The sequence below is a fragment of the Nostoc sp. UHCC 0302 genome (assembly GCF_038096175.1).
GTDB lineage: Bacteria > Cyanobacteriota > Cyanobacteriia > Cyanobacteriales > Nostocaceae > UHCC-0302.
The window spans coordinates 5,459,563-5,483,400 of the sequence record NZ_CP151099.1; the positions used below are offsets into that span (position 1 = coordinate 5,459,563).

The following is a 23,838-nucleotide window of genomic DNA, read 5'->3' on the forward strand; positions in this document are numbered from 1 at the left end:
TAGCCGATAACACTTATATTTTCAGTATTATAAACTACATAATTTAAGATCCTGTTACAGCAACAGTAAATTATCTATGTAATGCATATATCTACGGGATTATATCTGCACAATCACCATAGGAAGTAGAATAGATACGTCAAGAGAATTAGATAACAAATTAGTAATTTATTCATAAAGAAATTAAATATAAATGCTGATTCAGCCTAATAAAATACTTCTGGTAGCAGATGTATAAAAAAAAATCAGGTATTAAATTTAAAATAGAATACTCAAAGTTACTAAACAATTCAGGTAAGCGTACCACGCGCAAACTTGGAGCAGCCTGAGACTTTGTTACCATCAGCAACACACAAACTATGAACTCTACCACTGAAAAACGCATCGCCTTAATATCCGTCCACGGAGATCCGGCGATTGAAATCGGGAAGGAAGAAGCTGGAGGACAAAATGTTTATGTGCGCCATGTGGGTGAAGCGCTAGCACAACTGGGATGGCAAGTTGATATGTTTACCCGAAAAGGGAGTACAGAGCAAGACACAATTGTTCAACACAGCGAAAATTGTCGTACCATTCGTTTGAAAGCTGGCCCCCTTGAGTTTGTGCCGCGAGATAATCTTTTTACCTATTTGCCAGAATTTGTAGAGAATGTTCTCAAATTTCAACAAGAAAATAACATTAGATATCAATTAGTTCACACCAACTACTGGCTATCTAGCTGGGTAGGGATGCAGTTGAAGAAAATCCAAGGGAGCAAACAGATACACACCTATCACTCTCTAGGAGCAGTTAAGTACAATACAATCAAGACTATTCCCTTAATTGCTAGTCAGCGATTAGCAGTAGAAAAAGAAGTTTTAGAAACAGCAGAAAGGATTGTGGCTACGAGTCCGCAAGAAAAACAACATATGCGATCGCTCGTTTCCACAAAAGGTAATATTGACATCATTCCTTGTGGTACAGATATTAATCGCTTTGGTTCGATAGGACGAGATGCAGCTAGAGCCGAGTTAGGAATTGCTCCAGAAGCGAAAGTTGTGTTATATGTAGGTCGTTTTGATCCACGCAAAGGTATAGAAACCTTGGTGCGTGCATTAAACAAGTCTGAGTTACGTGACTCTCATAACCTGCAACTGATTATTGGTGGTGGTAGCACCCCAGGTAACAGCGATGGCAAAGAGCGCGATCGCATTGAGGGAATTGTCAAAGAATTGGGGATGAGCGACTTGACCACCTTTGCTGGTCGTCTCAGCCAGGATATCTTGCCAACTTATTACGCAGCTGCTGATGTTTGCGTCGTTCCTAGTCACTACGAACCATTTGGACTTGTAGCGATCGAAGCGATGGCAAGTGGTACACCAGTTATCGCCAGCGATGTCGGTGGACTTCAGTTTACCGTTGTTCCTGAAGAAACTGGTTTATTGGCACCACCAGAAGATGTCAATGCTTTTGCATCTGCCATTGACAGAATTCTGATAAATCCAGAGTGGCGAAACGAGTTAGGAAAAGCTGGCAGAAAGCGCGTCGAAACCAAGTTTAGTTGGCATGGGGTAGCGACTCAGTTGAGTGAACTTTATACTCAACTATCACAACAACAGGAACAGACCAAACAACCCATTCTGCTTGTTGCGAAATAACTCTTAACTGTGTCTGGTAATAGCTGATAGTTAAGAGTAAAAAGGAAGAAGCACTTCGGCATTAATTTGTTATTCTACTTCTTCCTTTTTACTTTTTGCGATTGGCTGAGTAGAGCGTTTCCTTAATTCGTAGCGAATTTTCTTCTGTTTGACTCTGCGTGCCTTTAACCTTTAAGACAAATTTTGCTAAGTATAAGCCAGAGTCCAAAAAATTATTTAAATGATAAAAAAATGATATTACACCTCTAGGACAAAAGCAGTCAGTCAGCTTGACCTTTGAAAAGATAAGGATGGCTGACTGCTTTTTTTTTGGGTTATTCCACTCTGAATCAGAGATGATGGAAGTATACTGAGCATCGACATTTAAACGCCAGTAATTAATCGTTTTGCAACCAGTTGACTTTACCACCCTTACAGCTGCTTGTAGCGAACTGCGCGCTAACTGGCTACCCTCCCGGACAGAGCAAGTTTACCAGCGCGATCGCTACACTATTGCCATAGCATTACGCACCCTCAAACAGCGGGATTGGCTAGAGGTTTCTTGGCATCCCCAAGCAGCACATATTTGCATCGGCGAACCGCCACCACGCACACCAGATACCTTTACTTTCAGTCAACAACTAATACATCAGTTAGGTGGTTTGGCGCTAGTAGGAATTGAAGCGATCGCTCCTTGGGAGCGTGTTATTGATTTACAATTTGCCCGTCGCCCTGGTGAAAGTCCGCTTTATCATCTGTATGCGGAAATTATGGGCAAATATAGCAACGTCATCCTCACCGACGCCAGCAATGTAATTATTACAGCTGCCCATCAAGTCAGCCAGCAACAATCAAGCGTTCGTCCGATTCAAACTGGACAACCTTATGAAACGCCACCGAAACTCACTGGTACTATTCCCAGCTTGAGCGAATCTCAAGAACGATGGCAAGAACGGGTAAGTCTAGTACCAGGAGCAATCAAGCGGCAGTTACTCAAAAGTTATAGCGGCTTAAGTGCAGCGCTGCTAGATTTAATGTTATTGGCAGCAAATATAGCACCAGAAACAACTACTGACACCCTTAAACCTGATGACTGGCAAAGGCTGTTTGAGCGCTGGCAAGAATGGCTGCAAGCTTTAGAATCTGCTAAATTTCAACCAGCTTGGACTAAAGACGGATACACGGTGATGGGTTGGGGTGCAGTTGCAACCGTAAAAAATATCCAAGAGTTACTTGGTCGCTATTATACTGACCAGATCAATCAACAGCTATTTTCCCAGCTACGACATCAACTGAGCCAGAAATTAAATAATATTCTGGCGAAATTAAGGAATAAAGCTCAAACCTTTAAAGAACGCTTGCAGCAATCAGATCGAGCCGATGAGTATCGGCAAAAAGCTGATTTATTGATGGCTCACCTGCAAAACTGGGAACCAGGGATGAAAGAAATTATCCTTGCAGACTTTGATACTAGCAAGCCCGTTGCGATCGCTCTCCAACCAGATAAAAATGCTGTTCAAAATGCCCAAAGTCTTTATAAACAGAACCAAAAGCTCAAACGCGCTCGTTCTGCTGTCGAACCGCTACTTTTGGAAGTGCAAGCAGAAATTGACTATTTAGAACAAGTGGAAGCTGCGATTACTCAGATAGAAAACTACCAAACAACAGAAGATTTGCAGGCTTTAGAAGAAATCCGCGAAGAGTTAATTAGTCAAAAGTATTTAGAAGACCCAGAGTACCGTAACCGCAACACAAATGAAGCCGCCATCAGCAACTTTTATCGTTACCGCACGCCTAGCGGCTTTGAAGTATTAATTGGTCGGAACAATCGCCAGAATGACCACTTGACCTTTCGTGTAGCTGGAGATTATGACCTGTGGTTCCACGCTCAAGAAATTCCAGGGAGCCATGTGCTACTGCGTCTAGAAGCAGGAACTGTTCCTGAAGAAGCCGATTTGCAATTTGTTGCTAATCTTGCTGCTTACCACAGTCGCGCCCGTCAAAGTGACCAAGTGCCAGTAGTTTACACTCAGCCAAAGCACGTCTATAAACCCAAAGGAGCCAAGCCTGGAATTGCCATTTATAAGCAAGAGCGCATCCTCTGGGGACAACCGCAGTTAATAGTCAAGAGTAAGTAGAGACGCGATTATACTCTTACGAGAAGCCGAAGCAGAACGTCTACGCGTCACAGGAGGAGTTAGGAGTAGAGACGCGATTAATCGCGTCTGTACAGGAGGAGTTAGGAGCAGTGTTTATTCTCCCCTCTGCCCCCCTGCTCCCCTGCCTCTCTGCCCCCATCTCTACCTTGCGGACTACCCAATTACCCTGATAGATAGAGGCTTTTAGGCTTTTTTCTTATCTTTTTTTGGTAAATTTTTCGAAAAATCTGTGTTGGCTGTTACAATATTGTTAAGAAAAGTTGCCCGTTGCATTTTGGGAACGCGTAACATAGTTTAACTCCATTGAGAAGACAACGCAAAAATATTGTTTAGACCAGCTGTGGGAGGCTGGTCTTTTTGTTAGAACCAGCAAGGCTTTTTTTAGCTTATTTCGGCAGAAATCTTGCTGTATTTATAAGAACTCGTACTATCTAGCCACGAACAGAAAGCTTAGAACAACAATCAATTCACAATATACCCTGTTGAAGACGTCTACCGCTGACTTGTCCTAACAGCTTTAGAGATTGCTATAACTGTGGTTACAGAAGACTATCTCTAGAGGAATACCAAACTTTATTGAGTCTCGCCGGATATTAAATGATTGAAAATTTTCAGTAATCTCCACATCTTATCTCTTTTAACTCCGTTAAATTTACTAGTGATTTTATTTTTCCACCTCCTCACTGACTTTAAAAATAGTGAACTTCACTGAGTAATTGATTTTTAATAATACTTCATAATAGATGTGAATAAAAAACCTATATATTTACTCCGTAAATATATTGATATTTCTTGCTTGGGAATGCTTTATTTTAAATAGCTTTTTCTCAGCTTCAGACTCCTTATTTCAATACATTTTTTTGGTAAATATAATTCTTTATCACTACACATATCTCAAAATAATATGTGACGATATGAGCATCAAATTGTTAAAAAATAAATAAATCAATGCTTACTCTACAAAAACTATCATTAGCCTTAGCTGGAACAGCAATTGTTCTGATGGGAGCTAATCCAGCTGGTGCTGTTAGCCTAACAAAAGGAGGTTCTACACCTGTTGCAGGAGAAGGTCAATATACTAATATTCAAGGAGCTACAACTATCAACTTTAACGACGGTGTAGCACCTTCTTCTGGATTTGTTACTTACTCAGCAACGAATGGAATTGTAAAAGGGTCTGTAGATGGTCAATATGCTACTCCCTTTGGTGACACCAGCAATTATCTAACGATTTCCCCAAAAGGTGACAAAGTTAATGGTCAAGATTTTGCTGGAAACACTGGCGACGTAACTATTAAGTTTGCTCAGGCTCTTGATTATTATGGCTTCTACTGGGGGTCAATAGACACATATAACTTTGTGGATGTCTATAGCGGGGGTAATCTAGTTAAAACTTTTACTGGGGCAGATGTTCCTGGTGCGCCAGCCAATGGTACACAGAGTGGTAGTACAAATAATGTCTACGTTAATTTATTAGCAGATACTAGTAAAGGGGAGACTTTTGACAAGATAGTTTTGAGATCGACTGGTCGTGCATTTGAAACTGATAACCATAGCTACAGACAAGCTAGTGTTCCTGAATCTAGTACTACGTTGGGTTTACTAGTATTTGGTGCTATGAGTGTTGGATCATTTGTAAAACGGAAATCGAAGACAGTTTAAACTTTCTAAAAATTATAAATTTGGTTTTGAGATATCAAGCCCAGCAAAAATACTGGGTTTTATTTTGAGAACACATGAAAGAAAAGACGCAAAGGAAAACTTTGCGTCTTTTCGTAAAATTAGGAAAATTAGAAACTGAATGTGGTTCTCAGCGCACCAATCACAACATCATCGTTATTATCGTTATGATCTGGAGCTGTCAACCAAATAACTCCTGGAGTAATGGTGATATTATCACTCAGCTTGTATTGGTAGAACGCCTCAATATGATAAGAAGTATCGTCATCTTCATCCAGTGCTGCAACAGTAGAACTTGTTACTCTAGGTTCTACACCAGCGATGATACCAGCCAAGTTACCTTTTTTACCCAAATCGGGGAAGCCAAGGGTAACGGCATAGTTCCAAATTTCAACTTCTCCACGGCTTCCACTTAAGGTGCGGCTGTTTGTGTATCCAGCCCAACCACCCAAGACAAATTTCTCACTGATGCCGATAGATGCTTGGACACCATAAGAATTACTGGAAAATGCTACATCGTCCAACCCCTGAGATGCTGCCAAATCTACAAAAGTAGCTGCATTGCTACCAGTGAGTAATGGTTGTTTGTATGAATTGATGTAAGTTAAACCAACAGAAATGCGATCGCTTGGCGTAAAAGTTAGCTGACCTAACGCACCGTAAGCACCATCAAATAAACCATTCTTAGGTGTCGGGTTATTAGCTGTACCACTCAAATATCCTAAAGTTAATGCCAATTTATCACTGAACTCATGGGTTATTCCCAACCCTGCACCAGCCATCTGTCCATAAATTGGGTTGCGCGTGCCAAAGGTGGACAAAGCACCAAACGAACCATCACCATCGAATAGATTAACTGTCGTCGTCAGGTCATCTGCTGCACCTGCATTAGCGATCGCAATTACTTGTGTATTTTTCCCCAGAGGAAATTTGTACCAAAGTGCATCTATGAAAGCCTCATTGTTAGCATCTGCACCACTATTACCACTGGCGAAAAACAAGTTTCCTTCTGTAGTGTTAATGTTAGGGCTAACAATATTATTAGTTTGGACTCTGGTAAACAGCGTATCTTCTCCTGTGAAGCTGGTTACGAGTTCGATACGCGCCCGCACCCCAAGAGTTGTATTCTGATCTGTGATTTTTGCGCCATTAACATTGTCACCTGACAAAACATCACTGATGACTGCGACAACTTGCCCTTGTAGTTTCGTTGTGGTTGAGAACTGATTAGCTTCCAATTCCGTAGTACGTGCTTCTAATGCATCCACTCGTCCCCGCAATGTCGCTAGTTCTGCTGAAAATTCTTCTTGCAACTTTTGCAGTTGGGCTAAATCTTCTTTTCTTAAAAGTTCGCCAGTGGCTGTAGCAATTAGTTCGTTAACGCGATCAAGACAAGCATTCAACCCGGCAGCAAATTCATATCTCGTCATTGCGCGATTGCCGCGATAAGTGCCATTTGGGTATCCTGCAATGCAGCCATAACGCTCTACCAGCGATTGCAAAGCTTGAAATGCCCAATCTGTGGGTTGTACGTCCGACAACTGAGACACCGAGGTAACTTGCGCCATTACCTTGTCTTGAGAAATATTCTGAGTTTTTGTATCTGGATTGGCTACAACTTGAGGTTGATTAATTTCTGGTGTAGCTGATGTTTCTCCTGCAAATGCAGCAGCACTAACAAATAGCATTGCACCGTAAACTGCTGGGCTAGCCAGCAGATATTTCCACAATCTTTGCATTTTTTTCCTCACACCTATCTACAATTCACACCCACACTGCGCTTTTTTCAAGGCACTTTTCTTAAGAAAGTTTCTCAGTAATCTTATCAGAATTAAGCAAATATTTTCACAAAACAAGTCAAAAAATCCTAATTATTCAGGAATCGCATAATTGCAGACACAATCACTCTTGAATAATTCTGTTGTGAATCCTTATACAAGAAACTCCAGAAGAATATTATGTAAATTTTTGAGAATGAGAATTATTATAATATACAGTATAGAATAAGTCTCATTGTCAAAAAAATTTGCCAAAGGCAGAGCTAGCATCGTTTTAGAGGGAGAAACGGCGTGAGCCAAAATCGTATACGGCGTAAAACAGACAGGCAAAGACGAGGCATCTTGCCTCTAATTGCTCTACTGATGTTGTCAATAACTACTGGCTGTAATCAATCAAATACAAGTCAAAGAACAGCTTTTGAACAGTCGCAACAAGCACAGGAAGCTGCATCTACACCATCAGCGCAGCCAGAGAAAACTAAAGTAGTGACGACGTTTTTGCCAATGTATTTATTTACCAAGGCAGTAGCTGGTAATGTAGCTGACGTAGAAATTTTAGTACCTCCTGGTAGTGAAGTACACGAGTATCAAGCAACACCAGAAAATGTAAAAGCGATCGCTACTGCTAAGGTATTAGTAAAAAATGGTTTAGGGTTAGAACAATTTTTGCAAGATACCGTCAAAAATGCTCAAAATCCTAAATTAACTGAAATTGATGCAAGTAAAGGTATTAAACCTCTAAATGAAATTTCTCCTGTAGAACAAACAGCAAAAGAAGAAAAAGACCACGATTATGAAGCTGGTAATCCTCATGTTTGGCTAGATCCAGTGTTGGCAAAACAGCAAGTAACAAATATTAGAGATGGGTTAATTGCTGCTGACCCCGGGAATAAAGCTAGTTATGAGTCGAATGCTACCGCTTATATTAAAGAATTGGAAAACTTAAACAGCGAATATCAACAAACTTTGCAGAAGACTCCTACCTGTACCTTTGTGACCTTTCATGATGCATTTCCCTACTTAGCCCAACGTTATAAACTTAAGCAAGTTGCTGTGGTTGAAATTCCTGAAGATCAACTCTCTCCAGCAGATGTGCAAAATGCTGTAAATGCTGTAAAAAAGTATAAAGTTAAAGCCTTATTTAGCGAACCAGGAGTAGATAACAAATTGCTGAAAAGTCTCTCGCAAGACTTGAAATTAACTTTGCGTCCTCTAGATTCTCTGGAAAATGGCGAAACAGATCCGCAACATTATTTCAAGGCTATGAAAGCTAACTTGGAAACTCTGGAAGCTGCGTGTAAATAGGTTAATTATAAATAATGATTTATGAATTTTTGTTTGTCGATGATTAACGACCAAGGACTAATGACATCGCCTATTTTAAAAGTAGAGGGATTAACTGTCTACCAAGGCAGCTATCTAGCTGTTCGAGATGTTTCCTTTGAATTGTGGCCAGGAACAGACACAGCGATAGTTGGCCCTAACGGTGCAGGTAAAAGTACTTTAGTAAAAGCCGTTTTAGATTTGATACCTCGAAGTGCTGGTACGATTGAAATATTTGGCCGCCCAATTGTCAGGCTAGGAAATTTACGTCACCTGTTGGGCTATATGCCGCAAAACTTTATTTTTGACCGCAGCTTTCCTATTTCTGTCAGCGAATTAGTAGGACTAGGATGGGTAAGAACTCCTAGAGAATTATGGAACGGGAAAAGCGGGAAGGCGGATAAAGAAATTGACAGATTGAGAAATAACGACACTAAAGATTCTTCTATAAGTTCATCATCCCAACAACAGAAAAATTTATTTTTATCCAAGCTATGGAGACCAAATAGGGAAAAATCAGCAGCCATAGCAGAAGCTTTACGGCGAACTGATGCTTATCATCTGCGTCATCAAGCTATTGGCACTCTTAGCGGCGGTCAACTGAAGCGAGTATTACTAGCTTACTGTTTAGTAATGCCTCGAAGACTTTTAGTATTAGATGAAGCTTTTGCTGGGGTTGATGTGCAAGGTACAGCAGATTTTTATGCTTTACTCAATAAATTGAAGCGGGAGGAAGGTTGGACAATATTACAAGTTTCCCATGATATTGATATGGTAAACCGTCATTGCGATCGCGTCCTTTGCCTTAATCAAACCCTTGTTTGTACTGGTAAGCCAGAAATTGCCCTTTCACCGCAAAACTTATTAGCAACTTACGGCCCGGGGTTCAGTCGCTACCAGCATCACCACAATTGAGTTAGAGATTGTTCTTCCTCACCCTCAATTCCTGACTTCATACTGTTAATAAGTTTAAAATGTTACGCATGGATTTATTGAATGATTACCAGAGTATTTGGCTAGCTATTACTAATAGTCAAGACTTATTTCAGTTATTACAATTCCCCTTCATGCAGCGGGCGATCGCAGGTGCAGTTTTGATGGGAATACTTGGTGGTATGTTAGGCAGTTTTGTCACCTTACGTCAACTATCTTTTTTCAGCCATGCTGTCGGTCATGCAGCCTTAGTAGGTGTGGCGTTAGGCGTGCTGCTACAGGTAAATCCTACTGGAATGCTATTACCTTTTACTTTAGTTTTTGGGGTTATTGTCCTTTACTTTATCGACAAAACCGATTTAGGTAGCGATAGCGTTCTCAGTATAGTGCTATCAGGAGCATTAGCGATCGGTGTGATTCTTACTAGCCTGATTAAAGGATATCGCGGCAACTTGATGAGCGTACTGTTCGGTGATATCCTCGCGATTGATGCCACAGACTTGATTTTGACGCTGCTGATACTTGTGGGAAGCAGTATTTTCTTAATATCAACTCTCAGACAGCAAATTTTGTTGACGCTTAACCCGGATGTAGCACAAGTTCAAGGTATTCCTGTGCAATTGTATCGCTACGGGTTTGTGGTATTGCTATCACTAGCCGTTGCTGTAGCGATTAAAGCTGTTGGCGTTTTGTTAGTTAACGCGTTTTTAGTCATTCCTGCTTCCACAGCTAAACTGATGAGTCACCACTTTAGCCACTTTTTGGTCATCTCGGTGATTGTTGGTTCTGCTAGCAGCATCGTCGGCATTATTGTATCTGGTCTTTTCAACCTTGCCTCTGGCCCAAGTATCGTTCTTGTCCAGTTTCTACTATTTGTAGCTGTTTTTACTTGGGTCAAGTTGCAGATGAAAGCCGCATAAAATTTTTGCTTTTACCTCTTGTCAAATCATTATAAGTTTGCTACATTAAGTAATCGTGGCAAAGAAAAATATCCCCGCCGGGATAGCTCAGTTGGTAGAGCAGAGGACTGAAAATCCTCGTGTCACCGGTTCAAGTCCGGTTCCTGGCATTAGCTAAAAAAGTCTATTAAAGATAAAGTTTCTTTACTAAATGTTGTGGTTTTAGGAAACTAACCTTGAACCTCGATTTCATGTAATCATGAACAATAGAGAAGGCGATCGCTTATCCCTAACTCTTTTATCCTGAGCGATTTCACAGACTGAAGCGTAGTTTTTAAGTATTTAGAATTGCGGTGAGATTCAAGACAAATCCAGGTAACACATCTTCACCTGAAAGCATCGGTGGTTTGTCAATAGAGAAATTTAAAGTTTCTACATCAGTAAAACCGCGATAGATTTCAACTAGGGGTGTTAAAGGGTCAATCAGCCAGCCTAAGCGAGTGCCGTTATCCTGATATTCCCGCATTTTTGAGCGCAATTTGGCTAGAGAATCACTTTCAGAACGAAGTTCAATTACAAAATCTGGACACAATGGAGGGAAGCGCCGCCTTTGTTCAGGGGTTAATGCTTCCCAGCGTTCTAGTATTACCCAGGAAGCATCAGGAGAACGGTAAGCACCATTAGGCAACCGAAACTCAGTTGAAGAGTCAAAAACCTTTCCTAGCTTTGTTTCGCGATTCCACAAGTTCAAATCCGTTGTTAAATCAGCATTTCTAATGCCGCTTTCGCCGCCAGTTGGGGGCATAATTATTAATTCTCCTTCAGCAGTTAGTTCCAACCGCCATTCTTCATTGGCTACGCAGAGTTGATAAAACTGCTCATCCGTCAGACCTACGGCTGGGGGTACATTCAAGGTGAAAGCTTCCATAGGTGTTTTGCCAATAGTCTTAATTTTATTATGAGCTAGGCTGCTAGTTTGTGCTTTGGGGCGATCGCAGATTCATATCCAATCAGGACTTACGCAACAGTAACGTAATTTCGTCATTGTGACTGTAGGGAAGCGCTCACAGATTCGTATCCAATATTAATTAGAGTCAGACGACTGTTCAGCTTTATTGCTTACCAAGCCATCCGACTCAGTTTGATTTTTGGATGAAGTCGCCCCCATCACTGGAACAGGTCTGGACTCCCCTTCATACACTCGGCAAATTCCCATCTGCCAATTCTGACCGAGAGGAGTACTCGCCACGGCACACACAACCCGAAAACCGATGTTGTTGTTCCTATTGTCCGGCGCGTTCCTATTGCGATAAGCAGAACGGCAATTTCTAGGATTGTTGTTCCACGAACCACCGCGCAGCAGCCGAAAGTGCCTGCCCCATCTTCAGTTTCTCGAAAAAACAAGAGAACTGAATATCTTTTGACGTAATTGCCAAGTATCACCGTGATCTAGATGGGCGCACCAACTTTGCAGCGAATGGCACACCTGCTCAAATTCGAGTTTACCTTGGGCATAGTCCGCCTGCATTTGTCGCAACTTACGCCTAGAACGACGCAGATTTTCTGTGCGAATGCGAATGCAATCAGGCAATACACGAAACCCAACAAAATTGGCTCCATGACGAGTTTCAAAAAGTTGACTTTTGATGGGATGGATCTTCAACCTTAAGGTTATCAAGTATTCTTCTATGGCTAATCTGGCTGTTTGCAAAAATTGATGATCGTTAGAGAACAGCGCAAAATCATCAACATAGCGCAGATATTTACCTACTTTGAGTTGCTCTTTAACAAAATGATCTAGGCTATTAAGATATATATTGGCAAAAAATTGGCTAGTAAGATTGCCAATTGGCAAACCGCGCCTCCGTTCTAATGGTGTTAGTAAATTATCATCAGGAAAGTAATTTAATACTGGCTCTTGCTGATTACTACCATCAATAATAGTATCAATTAACCAAAGTGTATCTAAACATTTAATTTTGCGACGTAAAAGATTTTTTAAAATAGTGTGGTCGATACTAGGAAAATATTTTTGAATATCACACTGAAGAACGTGAGTATGAGAACGGGCAAATTCAGTAAAGCGATGTAAAGCCCGATGACTGCCAAAACCAACTCGATTAGCATAAGAATCGCTAATAAAAGTACGCTCAAAAATTGGAACAATTACATTACAAAGAGCATGATGTATAACTCTATCTCTGTAGGGCGCAGCCGAAATTAAACGGGGTTTTGGCTCTTTAATTTCAAAAGTTTTGTATTGACCAGGGCAGTAAGTTTTTAATTTTAGTTCTGTTTGTAATTGAATTAGTTCTTGTTCTAATTTATAGTTAAAAGCTAAAATATTTTCTCGAAACCGCTTCCCCTGCTGGGCTTGCTTTGCGGCTTGTAATAGGTTAGCAAAATCTGTAATCTGGTTCCAAAGATTACCGTAGCGTTTCATATCGTAATCTTTTGCTTCTTTTGTTGTTTTATCCAACCACCTAAATCAACACCTATTTCATTAATTAACTTGCTTGCATATTCATAACGTTCTGTCTTGATTAAGTCAAAATCTAGCAGTAGTCGAGTTTGATGGCGCAAAATATCTAGTTTGCTGTTTAAAGACTCTATAATTGTTAACTTTTCTTGGGTATAACGTGCTATTATTAAATTCTCCAGCAAATCATAAAGCCCTGAAATCATCCGATTTCCTAAGTTGAATTTATGGTCGCGGGGTAGACGATTAAGAATTGGGACGTACCACTTTATTAAGTCATACGTTTTTTGGATAATTGGTAACTCATTCATTAAATAATCATATAATAAGTAGGCTATAAAACATTATTGGTTGTTAAAAATCTCAAAAAAAAATCATCCGCCTGCGGCGGAAAAAAAGAGAGAAAAGCAAAGAAGTGTAAAGAGCAAAAGAGCAAGAGAGCAAAGGGCTAAGGAGTCCTCGCCACGGCACACACAACCCGAAAACCGATGACGTTGAACCTATCGTCCGGCGCGAGCCTATCGCGAGAAGCAGAACGGCAATGCCTAGGAGCGTAGTCCCACGAACCACCGCGCAGCAGCCGAGCATGATTATCATTATCGTTGTCAGTTAACCATGCCCTGCCATCTGTGGGTGCGCCCTGATAGTTATCGTGCCATTGGTCAAGACACCACTCCCAAACTAGCCCGTGCATATCGTAAATTCCAAAGGCGTTTGCTGCACCAAAACTGCCCACGTCTGTAGTCTTTCCCTGATGTCCACCCTTTAAACCAGAACCATAAATATAATTTCCGTCATAATTTGCTAAATCAGTTGTAATTGTTTCGCCAAAGTGAAAGGGTGTAGTAGTTCCAGCCCGACAAGCATATTCCCACTCGGCTTCGCTAGGTAGACGGTACTCTTTTCCCAACTTTTGAGAAAGCCGCGCGCAAAATTCAACTGCATCGAACCAGGATACCTGCTCTACGGGGCGATTTACTCCTTTAAAACTTGATGGGTCAGGTTCCAAGTCACTTTTAATTTTGGGTAAAGCAGCAACAGCCCGCCATTGAGCTTGAGTTACTGGAAATTTACCCATAAAAAAAGGTTGAACTGTGACTTGATGCTGTGGTTCTTCGTCGTCACTTCGCTCTAATTCATTTTTTGTAGAACCCATCAAAAACTCACCACCAGGAATAGAAACCATATCCAGGGTGATACCATTCCCCAAGTCAGCAGTAAAATACTCCGCTTGACCGCGACGACGGTTAGTTTCCTTACCTTCGGCATTGACAGTTACGATGTCAAATTCAAACTGACCTAACCCCCCCGGCCCCCCTTCCCTAGCAGGGAAGGGGGGAGTTGAACTCCCCTCTCCTTTTAGGAGAGGGGTAGGGGGAGAGGTCGCTTTTAGTGGGGCAATAATCCTAGCTTCAATCGGTGCAATGTCCTCATCCCTGAGTCCCAAATGTTGCTGATAAGCCAGTAAGTCATCGAGGGTTCTTTCGCTTAACGGATCTTCTGCTTCAACACATTCCCGTAGCGTCTGCTCATACTCTTGTAACTTGCGTTGAAACTCGCGATAGGGCTGCAAAACCTCTGCTTCTATCGCCTCTGCTTCTTCTGGTAAAAGCTGTAACTGATTTCGTAGAGAGTTTAACAACCGACGAGCGGGGATGGTAAATTTACCTTGATTAGCCCGCAACTTCACTTCCTTACGATACTTAAGCTTGGGGTCACCAACAGGTGCTTTCGCCAGTCGAATCCTGTAGCCTTCTTTGACAGGATAAAACTGCGGTGTCATCGCCGGGGCTGCTTCCAGCACCTTACTACTGGCATAAATATGCAACTCATCTGCTGAAATCCAACCATCCTCGTCTTGATCTGCTGTTCCTTTTTCAATTCCCTCAACTAGATAACGGGTGTAAATAGAAAGGTCAGACCCTTCCTGTTCAAAGGAATATTGTGTGGAGGTGGAAGATGTGAGAATTGCCCGACCTTTACTGCCTAACTCTGCCTGAATATCCACAGAACCATCATCTTTGGCAGCCAATCCATCAGGGAAAGCTCCACTAAAGCAACAATCTAAAATGATTATTTGCCGTTCTGATTTGCTGCCATTCATGCTGTCATGAAGAAATCTAGCAGCGACAGCCGTTGGTGGAATTAATCTGCCTCTGTCTAGACTAGTTTCACCGCTTGACAGATAAAGATTGCGACTTTCATTTTTAACCCCGTGACCAGAAAAGTAAAATAGCACCAAATCATCTTTTTGGCGATTGCTAAACAACTGGTAAATGGCTCTCTCCATCACCTGTCGCTGCGGATTAGTTAGTACCGTCACATCTGCTACTGCAAACCCGCCCATTTCAGGATGTATCAAAACCTGCTTTAGGGCTTCCACGTCCCTAGCAGCAGAGGGTAACGGGGTCAGACTTTGTTCATATTCGCTTACACCAATCAGCAAGGCAAATTTAGCCATCAGCCTTTGTTACACTAACTTTTATTTTAGAAAGTCTTTCAATAGCACTCAAAGCATCTTCTAGCTGCTCTTTATTGCCATACTCTAGCTTGTACTTTGTGCCATTATCTTCATATTCCACTTTCACTGTTTTACCATAGAAGCGTTTCCCCAGCGAGTCTAGGAGTTCTTTAGCTTTCTTCGGATTTACCACAGTTTTCAACATTCCTGGTATAAATCCCGCTAAAGCTGATTTACTCCCCTCTGGGATTTCAGATTCTCTAACAGGTTCAGCATCTTCTACTATTTCACTAATTTCTTGTGCAAGATTAGTAGTTAATTCTTCTAACTCTTCTGGCTCTAAATCTAGATCAGCATCAGTTAAGTCAATTAATACCTGAACATTACTTGACATTATTTGGGTTTTACTTCGCATATTTACTTAAGTATCGTAACTTTTTCTATAGAGGTAAACAATGGTTACGGTGGTTGTACTCATTAACATCTTCATCTCGCTGATACTACTTTACGTGGCTTGGCGGGTGTGGAAATTAAAGCAAATCATCGGGCAGATAGCTGATAAGTTGACTGTTTATGAACGCAATACCCATGCAGCGCTCTACAATGCACCCGACAATATTTACACCGCCCAGGAGAATATTAATAATTTGCGGCAGGGAAACCAAAGATTAGAGGTACAGATTCAGCAAGTGCGGCAAATTGTCAACTTGCTATTTCTAGGACGAACAATCTGGGGACGTTCATTTGGTAGGCGAGGATATATACGTGGTAAAAATATCCCTGCAAAATGAGTTAATGAATAAAAGCAACATTCATAGCTGATATATTGTCACGATAGATTAACTAGATAAAATCATTTGGGTCTTGCAAGGGGAGAAAACCCACCTAAAATGAGTGTAAGGAGAGAAACAATAAAAATGTCTAATAACCGTTCTGGAGTATTTATTGGCGGTTTAATGCTGGGAGCTACCATCGGTGCTTTAACTGGGTTACTCGCAGCTCCACGCGCAGGGCGTGAAACGCGTAAACTATTGAAAAAATCTGCCAATGCTATCCCAGAATTGGCAGAGGACTTATCAACAAGTGTGCAAATTCAGGCAGATCGTCTCTCTGCTAGCGCACTGCGGAATTGGGACGATACATTGGACAGATTGCGGGAAGCGATCGCCGCTGGTGTAGATGCCAGTCAAAGAGAAACTCAAGTCTTGAAACGGCAAAAACCAGTAGCAGTAGAAGACTCAGATTCTCTTCCCCAGCAATTAGAACGCTCATAGATGGCATAACTGTGATTGATCCCCTGTTTTGGTTGGGACTATCTCTACTCTTAGTCGCCACCAGTTTGACCGCAGTTCTGGTGGCGGCGATACCCGCATTGCAGGAATTAGCACGCGCCGCTCGTAGTGCGGAAAAGTTATTTGATACACTCTCACGAGAATTACCCCCTACTCTAGAAGCTATCCGCATGACTGGCTTGGAAATCACTGATTTAACTGATGATGTCAGCGAAGGTGTCAAAAGTGCCAGTCAAGTTGTTAAACAAGTTGATCAAAGCCTGGATAATGCCAGAAAACAAGCTCAGAATGTTCAACTAGGCACACGCAGCATTGTTGTAGGCGTCAAAGCTGCTTGGAAAACCTTCACGCGCCAAAAACCTTTAAGGCGGACAGTTGAACATTTACCAATTAATGAAAAATCACCGCTAACCTTGCGAGAACGAGAAGCACTAAGACAAGAAAATCGCCGCACCAAAGCAGAACCATATCGTACTAATGACAGTTACAGCGATCCTGCTAGTTGGGAAGCCAGCTTTGAGGATAGGGATTAGGTATTTGTCATCTGTCATTTGTCTGTACTGCTTATCGCCTCATCCTCTTCATCTCCCCTAATCCCTAATCACCAAAAACGCTTTGCTTTGATCCCTAATATTAGAGTAAAGTAAACAAGTGTAAAGAAGTATCACTTTTCCCATACTCTTTTAAAACAACTTGTTCACCTCTACCGTTGATATTTATATAAAAACGTCCATGCAGTCTTGTTTTTGGCGACGAATTTTAGTATCTATTGCAGTATTTTTCTTTGCTGGGTCAATTTGGGCGATACATTCTCCCTCAGCGCTGGCTTACGACAATCCTGACTTACTACCCAGCACCTTTACCCCAGTTGTAGACTTGGCTAAATCTCTGCCTGACCTGCAAGAAGAAAAGCTTGTCCAAGATTTAGAGCAATTTGAAGCAGATACTGGCTGGAAACTGCGAGTATTGACCCAATATGACCGCACTCCAGGTCGGGCAGTCATCAAATATTGGGGTTTGGATGATAAGAGCATTTTGCTAGTTGCTGATTCCCGTGGCGGTAACATTCTCAGTTTTAGTGTTGGCGACGCTGTTTATGAACTTTTACCCCGGACTTTCTGGATAGAATTGCAAACCCGCTTCGGTAATTTGTATTTTGTCCGCGAACAAGGCGAAGACCAAGCCATTTTGCAAGCTTTAGAATCGGTTAAAGGCTGTTTGCTTAAAGGTGGTTGCAATGTTGTTCCCGGGTTGCCACGGGAGCAGTGGATTCTTACCCTTATCACCTCAATCATTGGGGGAGTGATTTGTGGATTTGCGGCTCAACCCCGCGGTGATAAACAAATTGTTGCGTGGCAATGGGCTTTAATTTTCTCGCCCTTGTGGGGAATTTTGTTTATTGCTTTTGGTATTGGCCCAGTTGTGACACGTACGAGCGATTGGTTACCTTTATTTCGCAATATCGCTGGTTTCCTAATCGGTGCTTTAGTTGCATACCTCTCACCTGTTTTCAGCCGACCTTCTTCTAATGCTGAGTCTTGAAGTTGTTAGTGCTGAGTATTTTGACTACTACTCAGCAAGAAGTTTGAGCGGCGCAAGCCGCTCAAATCTTCGGTGACTCATAATTGTCTTAAGCTGATAAGCTGAAAGCTATTATCTGAGAAGCTCAACAACAATGGAATGGCACACAACAGATGCTCAAAGTTTAGCAATTATTGATAGTGAAATTGGCGATCATGTATTTTCGCCCGCTGAATATGAGATTGTACGGCGGGTGATATATGCTACTGCTGATTTTGAGTATAAGTCTTTGATACACTTTTCTGACCATGCTTTGCAAGCAGGTGCAGCAGCATTAGCGGCGCGTACTACGATTGTAGTAGATGTTCCGATGGTACAAGTAGGTATTGCTTACGAGATTCAAAATACCTTTGCTAATCCTGTGTATTGCAGCTTGGAAACTTTAACACGTCCCCAAAAAGAAAAGACTCGTGCAGCGTGGGGAATAGAAACTCTAGCTAAGCGTTATCCAGAAGGTATTTTTGTAGTAGGTCAAGCACAAACAGCACTGACTGTACTAATTGATTTAATTGAAACTGAAGAAATTAGACCGGCTTTAATAATTGCGACGCCAGTGGGATTTGTGAATGTGGATGAAGCCAAAGGGCGTTTGCAAGACTCTCTAGTGCCTTATATTACTATTGACAGTCGCAAAGGTAATGCAGTTGTCGCAGCTGCGATCGTTGATGGACTGGTAGACTTGGCTTGGCAAGCTTATGGACAAGATGGAAATTCGAGAAGTTAAAAAATAGCTTTAAAAATAGATTAAGTGCGTGACTTCACAATGTATTATGGAAAACATATGAGATGTAACAAAAGCAAGTAAGCTAAGACTAAGTAATTGAGGTTTTTGACGATGAAACTTAACTATCTGTTTTCAGCAACACTAGTTAGCGTGTCGTTTATAGTCTTTCATACAGCATCTCCAGTTTTATCACAACAAGCATCTAATAACTTTGCTCAACTCCAATCTTTATTAGAAGCAAGAAAATGGTACGAAGCTAATGAAGAGACTATCTCTCTAATTCGCAATGACTCGGCAAATCTTTCTTGTCCAAACCTGAGCAGTATAGACCAGCTGTGGGTCAAGCATAGTAATGGAAAATATGGATTTACCCCACAGATAAGTATATGGCAGCAAGTGGGGGGTTTGAATTGCAAAACTTGTGAGAATCAAATAAAAGAATTTAGTAAAAAAGTTGGATGGAATCTTAGCCAACAGGTAAATCCTGTACCAGGAGACTTTGTAGGACAGTACCCAACAGTTGCTACTCTTGGCTGGCAAAGTTATGTTGATAGCGATAGAAGCCTGTTAAATCAGGGATTTTTTGGACAAGGGACGTGGCAAGCCTGGAAAATTGGTAATTTTAACTTTTTTTCTACACTAAAAAACTGTCAAGGTAAAACACCATAATAAGAGTTTATTTATAAAGTAAAAGTTAAGCCAATATATCAATACAGTTCAGTTAAGGCTAAACCTCTTTGCCAAAGTCATTTTTTTTTAACTAACCGCATACTCCTACGGAGAAGCAAGCTACGCGTTAGCGTCTCCCCTTCTCCCAAAGCTATCCATTACCCCGATCTTTCTCAACATTTGCGAGAATATTCACTCACATTTTTTCTAACCCTTATTAGCTAGTCTTTAATTCTCAATAAAAATGAGATTTTAGCGAGAAGATTAAGGGCAAATTTGTCAAGTATGCCTAACACATTGGTGCTTACGATGCTTATAAAACAAAGGTTTTGAGATTGTAAAGAAAGATGTGACTAATGGATAGCTCCCAAAGGGAGAGGTTAGCGCCTGCCATAGGATGCCCGTTCGGCTTGGTCTCCTTTAGGAGAAGGGCTGTAGGGAGAAGGACGCTAAGAGAAGGAAGAAATGCTTAAATAAACTGTATTGACCTATACATCAGTTATTAGTTGACGCTTCACCGCTTAAGCGCCAACTACGGAGAGCGTATACTCCTCAATTTTTCGTTGACAGACTACTAGAGTAAATGTGCAATTTCGGCTACTCCGGCAAAGCTTATTCCCTGGATGGACGGCGACGGCGACGCGGCCTTTCTTGTTGGTCTTCACTCAAGCGGCGACCAACTTCATTAAAGAAATCTCTTCGCAAATATGGATAGTCGCTGACCCACACGTCGCGGTTAGGAAAGTATATATCACTAAATTCTTCAATTATGCTCAAATCTGCGCGATTTGACATGACTACCATTTCTGCAACTTGACCACGAGCAATGGCTTTATGAGCAGGACGTAGTGGTGCGTCAAACTCAATGCTAAATCCTGTATCATCACCTATTTCTAGGTTAATCCGTTTCTCTCGGTTTTCGACAATTACCAATTCGCCTTTGCTGTTGACAGTTTCTTGTTTACCAATCACTCGGTCTGTGATCCACCAGTCTAGCACTCGACCACGGAAAAAGCCGCTGTACTTATAACGGCGACATTGTATATTCTGCACACTCGCCTGAAACGCTGGATACCACAGCCAAAAAAGAGCGCCAACTACTCCTAGCACAAATATAATCAGGCCAAACTCTAGCTTGAACAAGGTTATTAGAAGCAAAATAACAACTACGGCAACTACAGAAATTAATAGCCGCTGCAAAAAATTTGAAAATTTCCCCCAGTAGTATTTATACTGCAAACCAGTGGCAATCAGGGGGATGATTTGTTCAAATTTCTGGCGAGTCAGTGGGACGAGCATGAGTGCTAAGCTTAGAGTATTTTTTCTAATCCATATACTAACGACTTTAGCTGCAAGACTTTGCGAATTGCCAGTAAGACTCCTGGCATATAGCAAGCGCGATCGCTCGTATCATGCCGTAAAGTATAAATTTGACCTGCTGCGCCAAAAATTACTTCTTGATGAGCAATTAATCCTGGTAAGCGCACACTATGAATCCTAATACCTTCGTCTGCCAGACTTCCTCTTGCTCCAGGTAACTTTTCCGTTTCTTCCACAAGCGGCGGGTTAAAAGTTTTACCAAATTCTGCTAGTAACTGCGCTGTTTGAATGGCTGTACCACTGGGAGCATCAGCTTTTTGGTTGTGATGGAGTTCGATGATTTCTACATGGTCAAAATATTGGGAGGCGGTGACTGCGGCTTGTTGCAACAATACCATGCCAATGGAAAAGTTAGGAATAATTAGACAACCAGTACTCGCTTTGTCGGCAAAATCTGCTAAGTCTTGAATTTGTTCTGGGCTTAAACCTGTTGTACCGACTACAGGACGAATACCGTAGGCGATCGCACTGCGAATATTGTCATAAACTGAATCAGGATGTGTAAAGTCTACAATCACTCCTGGAGGAGACTGTCTATCGCCAGCCACGTACCCCAGCATTGGTTCTAATTGGTCGGTAATAGGCACTTCCAGAGGTTCGCTTAAACCCGCCAGTTCTCCAGCGTCTTGACCCTGATGTTGCGGACTGCGGTCAATTGCACCCACTAGGTTTAAGTCAGATGATTGCGCCACCGCTTTTACCACTTCACGGCCCATTTTGCCAGCAGCACCGTTGACAATAACTGGGATAGCAGCTTGATTAGTCATAAGTCGAACAAATTTTTTTAACTAACAAACGAATTGTAGAGACTTTGGGTATCTAGAAGCTAGTAATGCACTCCAGGACTTTTGATTAGCGATTGGTCATTTGCCCTTTGTCCCCTGCTTCCTCATCTCCCTCATCTCCCCAATCCCCAGCTCCAGCTCAAATCTCTGGTTCGATTCCGGCTGCTCTTATTAGTCAGGTTTTTCATGCTTTGCACTTAACTATTCAAATACTGGCGACCACACTTTAGAAATCGCTACTTCCCAGCCAGGGAGTAAGTCTGGTAAAGTCAACACATCGCCATCCCGTAATACTACTTTTTCGCTAAGACGATAAACTTCCATAGTTCTAGTCTTGGGGTCAATCAAAATTCCGATTTGAGTACCCAAGCCAATAAACTCCTGAATCTTCTGGCGGAGTTTATCTAGGGAATCAGTTTTAGACTTCACTTCTATCACTAAGTCTCGAACCAATTCGGCGTAGTCTTCCGTGGAACGTTTGAGCCTGTCTTCCCGTATATAAAGATACATCAGGAGCGCGTAAATCTGTGTTAAGCAGTCTAAAGCCTGCACTGGAACCAGTTACACGCCCCAACTTGCGCGGTCTTACCCAATTACCCAAAAGACGTGAAAATTCAGTTCCAACTTCTTCCGACTCGTAACCTGATGGACTCATGACAACTATATCCCCATCAACCAATTCCATCCGATAGTCAGGATACGCAGCCTGTATTTTCTCCAAATCTTTGACACTTAAAGACATAATACCTCCTGAAACATCTGAATCTATATTGCCATTTTTGGTGAAAGTCCAGACAAGTTGGAGATTTTGTTGACTTTAATGTTTGCAAATTGCAATTCTTTTTAGTAAGTTTGACTATATTTCGTTAATCGCTGCCTAATCGATTCGGGTAATCGTTCTGGATACTTATAAAAATAAAATATTTTTAACAAAATAAAATTCATGTTCCTAGCTATCCAAATCTGCCATTGCTCCATCAAGGATAATGTTTTAATATAATCATCAAATAATTGTTTAATCCGCGATAGGCTGTTTCCTCTTGCAGAATCATCAAATGTTTTTGTTCCTGGATAATATCTATAGTTACCCCAAGTCTCATTAAAGTACTTAACATGAGATGAAGAAACCGCTTTTAACAGAAAATCTAGATCCATTACATAATGTTCTTCTACTTTATATAAACCAATTTTCTCATGCAATGATTTGTGATAGAAGTAAGCAGATGGATTTACTGGAAATGAAGCATCAATAGTTCCATTGTTAACTCGCCTTTCTAATAGTAAGCTAAGCGTTTGTAATCGGTTAGGTTTATTAATAGAAATTAATTTATCTTGCTGGTTTAAAATATTGCAGTTGCCAACAATTAAGCTAGGTTCTGGTAAAAATTTAAAAATGTTACAAACGCGGTTAATAACATTTGGTTCATAGAAATCATCAACATTTAAAACACCAATAATCTGTCCTTTTGCCATAGAAATTCCTTTGTTGATAGCATCAGATTGCCCTCGATCTTTTTCACTAACCCAGCGAATGTGGGGATATTGATTGGCTTTTTCCTTAATAATGTCTACTGTTTTGTCGCTTGAACCTCCATCTAAAATGATATGCTCCACTTCTAAATAGTTTTGGTCAATGACAACTTGAAGACAAGATTCTATAAATTTCTCACCGTTATAAACTGGTGTAATTATACTAATCATTAACAAGAGCCTCTTGTGAGTGTGAGTATTACAAAAAATAATTCAAACATAAGAAAAGCCCAAACACTTGTGGTTTAAGCTGTTTGTAATTCCTTACGTAATTCGTACCGGGGTTTTGTCATTAAGGGGTAAGCTTTCGGGCGATGTTTGCAGACTTGTGCTTCACTTCTAGTAGGGCGATGTCTGACGACAAGCAGCTAAGAGCATCTACGCTTACAGTCTTATGAACAATAACTTTTAGGAAAATACGATAAATTCGCTGACGTTGCTTTGAACTTGCGGCGAATAATTGGAGAATAAAGTTATTTAAATAATCGCGAGTAGCACAAGCATAACGATGGAGTAGTATAACTAGTGTCTGCTGAACACATCAAACTT

The 23,838-nt window shown here is 41.3% G+C and carries 22 protein-coding genes, 1 tRNA gene and 2 pseudogenes; 13 read left to right on the plus strand and 12 right to left on the minus strand.

Features of this window, described 5'->3' with window-relative positions:
- Positions 1 to 359: 359 nt before the first annotated feature.
- From WKK05_RS23705 to WKK05_RS23715, 3 genes are all read left to right on the plus strand, one after another.
- Positions 360 to 1,637 carry a glycosyltransferase family 1 protein gene (locus tag WKK05_RS23705; protein WP_341525511.1) on the plus strand — a complete coding sequence of 426 codons (1,278 nt, stop codon included), beginning with the start codon at positions 360 to 362 and terminating at the stop codon, positions 1,635 to 1,637.
- A 386-nt stretch (positions 1,638 to 2,023) separates the two neighbouring features.
- Entirely contained in the window at positions 2,024 to 3,754 is a 1,731-nt protein-coding gene (locus WKK05_RS23710) for an NFACT family protein (RefSeq protein WP_341525512.1), read from the plus strand.
- A 969-nt stretch (positions 3,755 to 4,723) separates the two neighbouring features.
- The gene (locus tag WKK05_RS23715; RefSeq protein ID WP_341525513.1) at positions 4,724 to 5,437 is read left to right on the plus strand and encodes a PEP-CTERM sorting domain-containing protein; all 714 of its coding nucleotides are present in this window, start codon (positions 4,724 to 4,726) and stop codon (positions 5,435 to 5,437) included.
- A 128-nt stretch (positions 5,438 to 5,565) separates the two neighbouring features.
- On the opposite strand, the gene WKK05_RS23720 is transcribed toward WKK05_RS23715, so the two are convergent.
- Positions 5,566 to 7,194, minus strand: coding sequence for an iron uptake porin (locus WKK05_RS23720; RefSeq protein ID WP_341525514.1), 1,629 nt, complete (start codon positions 7,192 to 7,194; stop codon positions 5,566 to 5,568).
- 402 nt (positions 7,195 to 7,596) lie between these two features.
- Here WKK05_RS23720 and WKK05_RS23725 point away from each other — a divergent pair, with 402 nt between their 5' ends.
- The 4 genes from WKK05_RS23725 (at position 7,597) to WKK05_RS23740 (ending at position 10,558) form a co-directional block, all read left to right on the plus strand.
- The gene (locus WKK05_RS23725; protein WP_341531170.1) at positions 7,597 to 8,538 is read left to right on the plus strand and encodes a metal ABC transporter substrate-binding protein; all 942 of its coding nucleotides are present in this window, start codon (positions 7,597 to 7,599) and stop codon (positions 8,536 to 8,538) included.
- 60 nt (positions 8,539 to 8,598) lie between these two features.
- Positions 8,599 to 9,471 (plus strand): metal ABC transporter ATP-binding protein, encoded by an 873-nt coding sequence (locus WKK05_RS23730; protein WP_341525515.1) that lies wholly within the window; start codon positions 8,599 to 8,601, stop codon positions 9,469 to 9,471.
- 68 nt (positions 9,472 to 9,539) lie between these two features.
- Positions 9,540 to 10,409, plus strand: coding sequence for a metal ABC transporter permease (locus WKK05_RS23735; RefSeq protein WP_341525516.1), 870 nt, complete (start codon positions 9,540 to 9,542; stop codon positions 10,407 to 10,409).
- A 76-nt stretch (positions 10,410 to 10,485) separates the two neighbouring features.
- Positions 10,486 to 10,558 (plus strand) — tRNA-Phe (locus WKK05_RS23740).
- A 164-nt stretch (positions 10,559 to 10,722) separates the two neighbouring features.
- Here WKK05_RS23740 and WKK05_RS23745 read toward each other — a convergent pair.
- The 7 genes and pseudogenes from WKK05_RS23745 to WKK05_RS23775 all read right to left on the minus strand — a co-directional run bounded on the left by WKK05_RS23745 (position 10,723) and on the right by WKK05_RS23775 (position 15,722).
- Positions 10,723 to 11,316 carry a Uma2 family endonuclease gene (locus WKK05_RS23745; protein ID WP_341525517.1) on the minus strand — a complete coding sequence of 198 codons (594 nt, stop codon included), beginning with the start codon at positions 11,314 to 11,316 and terminating at the stop codon, positions 10,723 to 10,725.
- A 156-nt stretch (positions 11,317 to 11,472) separates the two neighbouring features.
- Positions 11,473 to 11,637: a hypothetical protein gene (locus WKK05_RS23750; RefSeq protein WP_341525518.1), complete on the minus strand. Its 165-nt coding sequence runs from the start codon at positions 11,635 to 11,637 to the stop codon at positions 11,473 to 11,475.
- A gap of 18 nt (positions 11,638 to 11,655) precedes the next feature.
- A pseudogene (locus tag WKK05_RS23755) lies at positions 11,656 to 11,751 on the minus strand (formylglycine-generating enzyme family protein); the annotation flags it as partial.
- A 21-nt stretch (positions 11,752 to 11,772) separates the two neighbouring features.
- Positions 11,773 to 12,831: an RNA-directed DNA polymerase gene (locus WKK05_RS23760; protein WP_341531171.1), complete on the minus strand. Its 1,059-nt coding sequence runs from the start codon at positions 12,829 to 12,831 to the stop codon at positions 11,773 to 11,775.
- The gene (avd, locus tag WKK05_RS23765; RefSeq protein ID WP_341525519.1) at positions 12,828 to 13,178 is read right to left on the minus strand and encodes a diversity-generating retroelement protein Avd; all 351 of its coding nucleotides are present in this window, start codon (positions 13,176 to 13,178) and stop codon (positions 12,828 to 12,830) included. Before avd ends, WKK05_RS23760 begins: the two co-directional genes overlap by 4 nt.
- A 137-nt stretch (positions 13,179 to 13,315) precedes the next feature.
- Positions 13,316 to 15,328 carry an SUMF1/EgtB/PvdO family nonheme iron enzyme gene (locus tag WKK05_RS23770; protein ID WP_341525520.1) on the minus strand — a complete coding sequence of 671 codons (2,013 nt, stop codon included), beginning with the start codon at positions 15,326 to 15,328 and terminating at the stop codon, positions 13,316 to 13,318.
- Complete coding sequence (locus WKK05_RS23775; RefSeq protein WP_341525521.1) at positions 15,321 to 15,722, minus strand: hypothetical protein; 402 nt, start codon at positions 15,720 to 15,722, stop codon at positions 15,321 to 15,323. Before WKK05_RS23775 ends, WKK05_RS23770 begins: the two co-directional genes overlap by 8 nt.
- 61 nt (positions 15,723 to 15,783) lie before the next feature.
- Here WKK05_RS23775 and WKK05_RS23780 point away from each other — a divergent pair, with 61 nt between their 5' ends.
- The 6 genes from WKK05_RS23780 to WKK05_RS23805 all read left to right on the plus strand — a co-directional run bounded on the left by WKK05_RS23780 (position 15,784) and on the right by WKK05_RS23805 (position 19,594).
- Positions 15,784 to 16,119: a hypothetical protein gene (locus WKK05_RS23780; protein WP_341525522.1), complete on the plus strand. Its 336-nt coding sequence runs from the start codon at positions 15,784 to 15,786 to the stop codon at positions 16,117 to 16,119.
- 126 nt (positions 16,120 to 16,245) lie between these two features.
- Complete coding sequence (locus tag WKK05_RS23785; protein ID WP_341525523.1) at positions 16,246 to 16,602, plus strand: YtxH domain-containing protein; 357 nt, start codon at positions 16,246 to 16,248, stop codon at positions 16,600 to 16,602.
- Positions 16,603 to 16,613: 11 nt separating this feature from the next.
- Positions 16,614 to 17,153: a DUF948 domain-containing protein gene (locus tag WKK05_RS23790; RefSeq protein WP_341525524.1), complete on the plus strand. Its 540-nt coding sequence runs from the start codon at positions 16,614 to 16,616 to the stop codon at positions 17,151 to 17,153.
- A 199-nt stretch (positions 17,154 to 17,352) separates the two neighbouring features.
- Positions 17,353 to 18,162, plus strand: a complete 810-nt coding sequence (locus tag WKK05_RS23795) for a TPM domain-containing protein (protein ID WP_341525525.1) — start codon at positions 17,353 to 17,355, stop codon at positions 18,160 to 18,162.
- A 133-nt stretch (positions 18,163 to 18,295) separates the two neighbouring features.
- A complete protein-coding gene (locus WKK05_RS23800) occupies positions 18,296 to 18,925 on the plus strand; it encodes a precorrin-8X methylmutase (RefSeq protein WP_341525526.1) in 630 nt (209 codons plus the stop codon).
- A gap of 111 nt (positions 18,926 to 19,036) precedes the next feature.
- Positions 19,037 to 19,594 carry a GUN4 domain-containing protein gene (locus tag WKK05_RS23805; RefSeq protein WP_341525527.1) on the plus strand — a complete coding sequence of 186 codons (558 nt, stop codon included), beginning with the start codon at positions 19,037 to 19,039 and terminating at the stop codon, positions 19,592 to 19,594.
- Positions 19,595 to 20,206: 612 nt separating this feature from the next.
- On the opposite strand, the gene WKK05_RS23810 is transcribed toward WKK05_RS23805, so the two are convergent.
- From WKK05_RS23810 to WKK05_RS23825, 4 genes and pseudogenes are all read right to left on the minus strand, one after another.
- A complete protein-coding gene (locus WKK05_RS23810; RefSeq protein ID WP_341525528.1) occupies positions 20,207 to 20,893 on the minus strand; it encodes a phosphate ABC transporter permease in 687 nt (228 codons plus the stop codon).
- Between the two features lie 11 nt (positions 20,894 to 20,904).
- Positions 20,905 to 21,741 (minus strand): 4-hydroxy-tetrahydrodipicolinate reductase, encoded by an 837-nt coding sequence (gene dapB / locus WKK05_RS23815; RefSeq protein WP_341525529.1) that lies wholly within the window; start codon positions 21,739 to 21,741, stop codon positions 20,905 to 20,907.
- 219 nt (positions 21,742 to 21,960) lie between these two features.
- Positions 21,961 to 22,501 (minus strand): annotated as a pseudogene (locus tag WKK05_RS23820) (Uma2 family endonuclease).
- Positions 22,502 to 22,602: 101 nt separating this feature from the next.
- Positions 22,603 to 23,460: a glycosyltransferase family 2 protein gene (locus WKK05_RS23825; protein ID WP_341525530.1), complete on the minus strand. Its 858-nt coding sequence runs from the start codon at positions 23,458 to 23,460 to the stop codon at positions 22,603 to 22,605.
- Between the last annotated feature and the right edge of the window lie 378 nt (positions 23,461 to 23,838).

Coding starts and splice junctions, on each gene's coding strand:
- WKK05_RS23705 (WP_341525511.1), top strand. CDS start 360: ATGAACTCTACCACTGAAAAACGCATCGCCTTAATATCCGTCCACGGA.
- WKK05_RS23715 (WP_341525513.1), top strand. CDS start 4,724: ATGCTTACTCTACAAAAACTATCATTAGCCTTAGCTGGAACAGCAATT.
- WKK05_RS23720 (WP_341525514.1), bottom strand. CDS start 7,194: ATGCAAAGATTGTGGAAATATCTGCTGGCTAGCCCAGCAGTTTACGGT.
- WKK05_RS23725 (WP_341531170.1), top strand. CDS start 7,597: ATGTTGTCAATAACTACTGGCTGTAATCAATCAAATACAAGTCAAAGA.
- WKK05_RS23730 (WP_341525515.1), top strand. CDS start 8,599: ATGACATCGCCTATTTTAAAAGTAGAGGGATTAACTGTCTACCAAGGC.
- WKK05_RS23735 (WP_341525516.1), top strand. CDS start 9,540: ATGGATTTATTGAATGATTACCAGAGTATTTGGCTAGCTATTACTAAT.
- WKK05_RS23745 (WP_341525517.1), bottom strand. CDS start 11,316: ATGGAAGCTTTCACCTTGAATGTACCCCCAGCCGTAGGTCTGACGGAT.
- WKK05_RS23760 (WP_341531171.1), bottom strand. CDS start 12,831: ATGAAACGCTACGGTAATCTTTGGAACCAGATTACAGATTTTGCTAAC.
- avd (WP_341525519.1), bottom strand. CDS start 13,178: ATGAATGAGTTACCAATTATCCAAAAAACGTATGACTTAATAAAGTGG.
- WKK05_RS23770 (WP_341525520.1), bottom strand. CDS start 15,328: ATGGCTAAATTTGCCTTGCTGATTGGTGTAAGCGAATATGAACAAAGT.
- WKK05_RS23775 (WP_341525521.1), bottom strand. CDS start 15,722: ATGTCAAGTAATGTTCAGGTATTAATTGACTTAACTGATGCTGATCTA.
- WKK05_RS23780 (WP_341525522.1), top strand. CDS start 15,784: ATGGTTACGGTGGTTGTACTCATTAACATCTTCATCTCGCTGATACTA.
- WKK05_RS23785 (WP_341525523.1), top strand. CDS start 16,246: ATGTCTAATAACCGTTCTGGAGTATTTATTGGCGGTTTAATGCTGGGA.
- WKK05_RS23795 (WP_341525525.1), top strand. CDS start 17,353: ATGCAGTCTTGTTTTTGGCGACGAATTTTAGTATCTATTGCAGTATTT.
- WKK05_RS23800 (WP_341525526.1), top strand. CDS start 18,296: ATGGAATGGCACACAACAGATGCTCAAAGTTTAGCAATTATTGATAGT.
- WKK05_RS23805 (WP_341525527.1), top strand. CDS start 19,037: ATGAAACTTAACTATCTGTTTTCAGCAACACTAGTTAGCGTGTCGTTT.
- WKK05_RS23810 (WP_341525528.1), bottom strand. CDS start 20,893: ATGCTCGTCCCACTGACTCGCCAGAAATTTGAACAAATCATCCCCCTG.
- dapB (WP_341525529.1), bottom strand. CDS start 21,741: ATGACTAATCAAGCTGCTATCCCAGTTATTGTCAACGGTGCTGCTGGC.
- WKK05_RS23825 (WP_341525530.1), bottom strand. CDS start 23,460: ATGATTAGTATAATTACACCAGTTTATAACGGTGAGAAATTTATAGAA.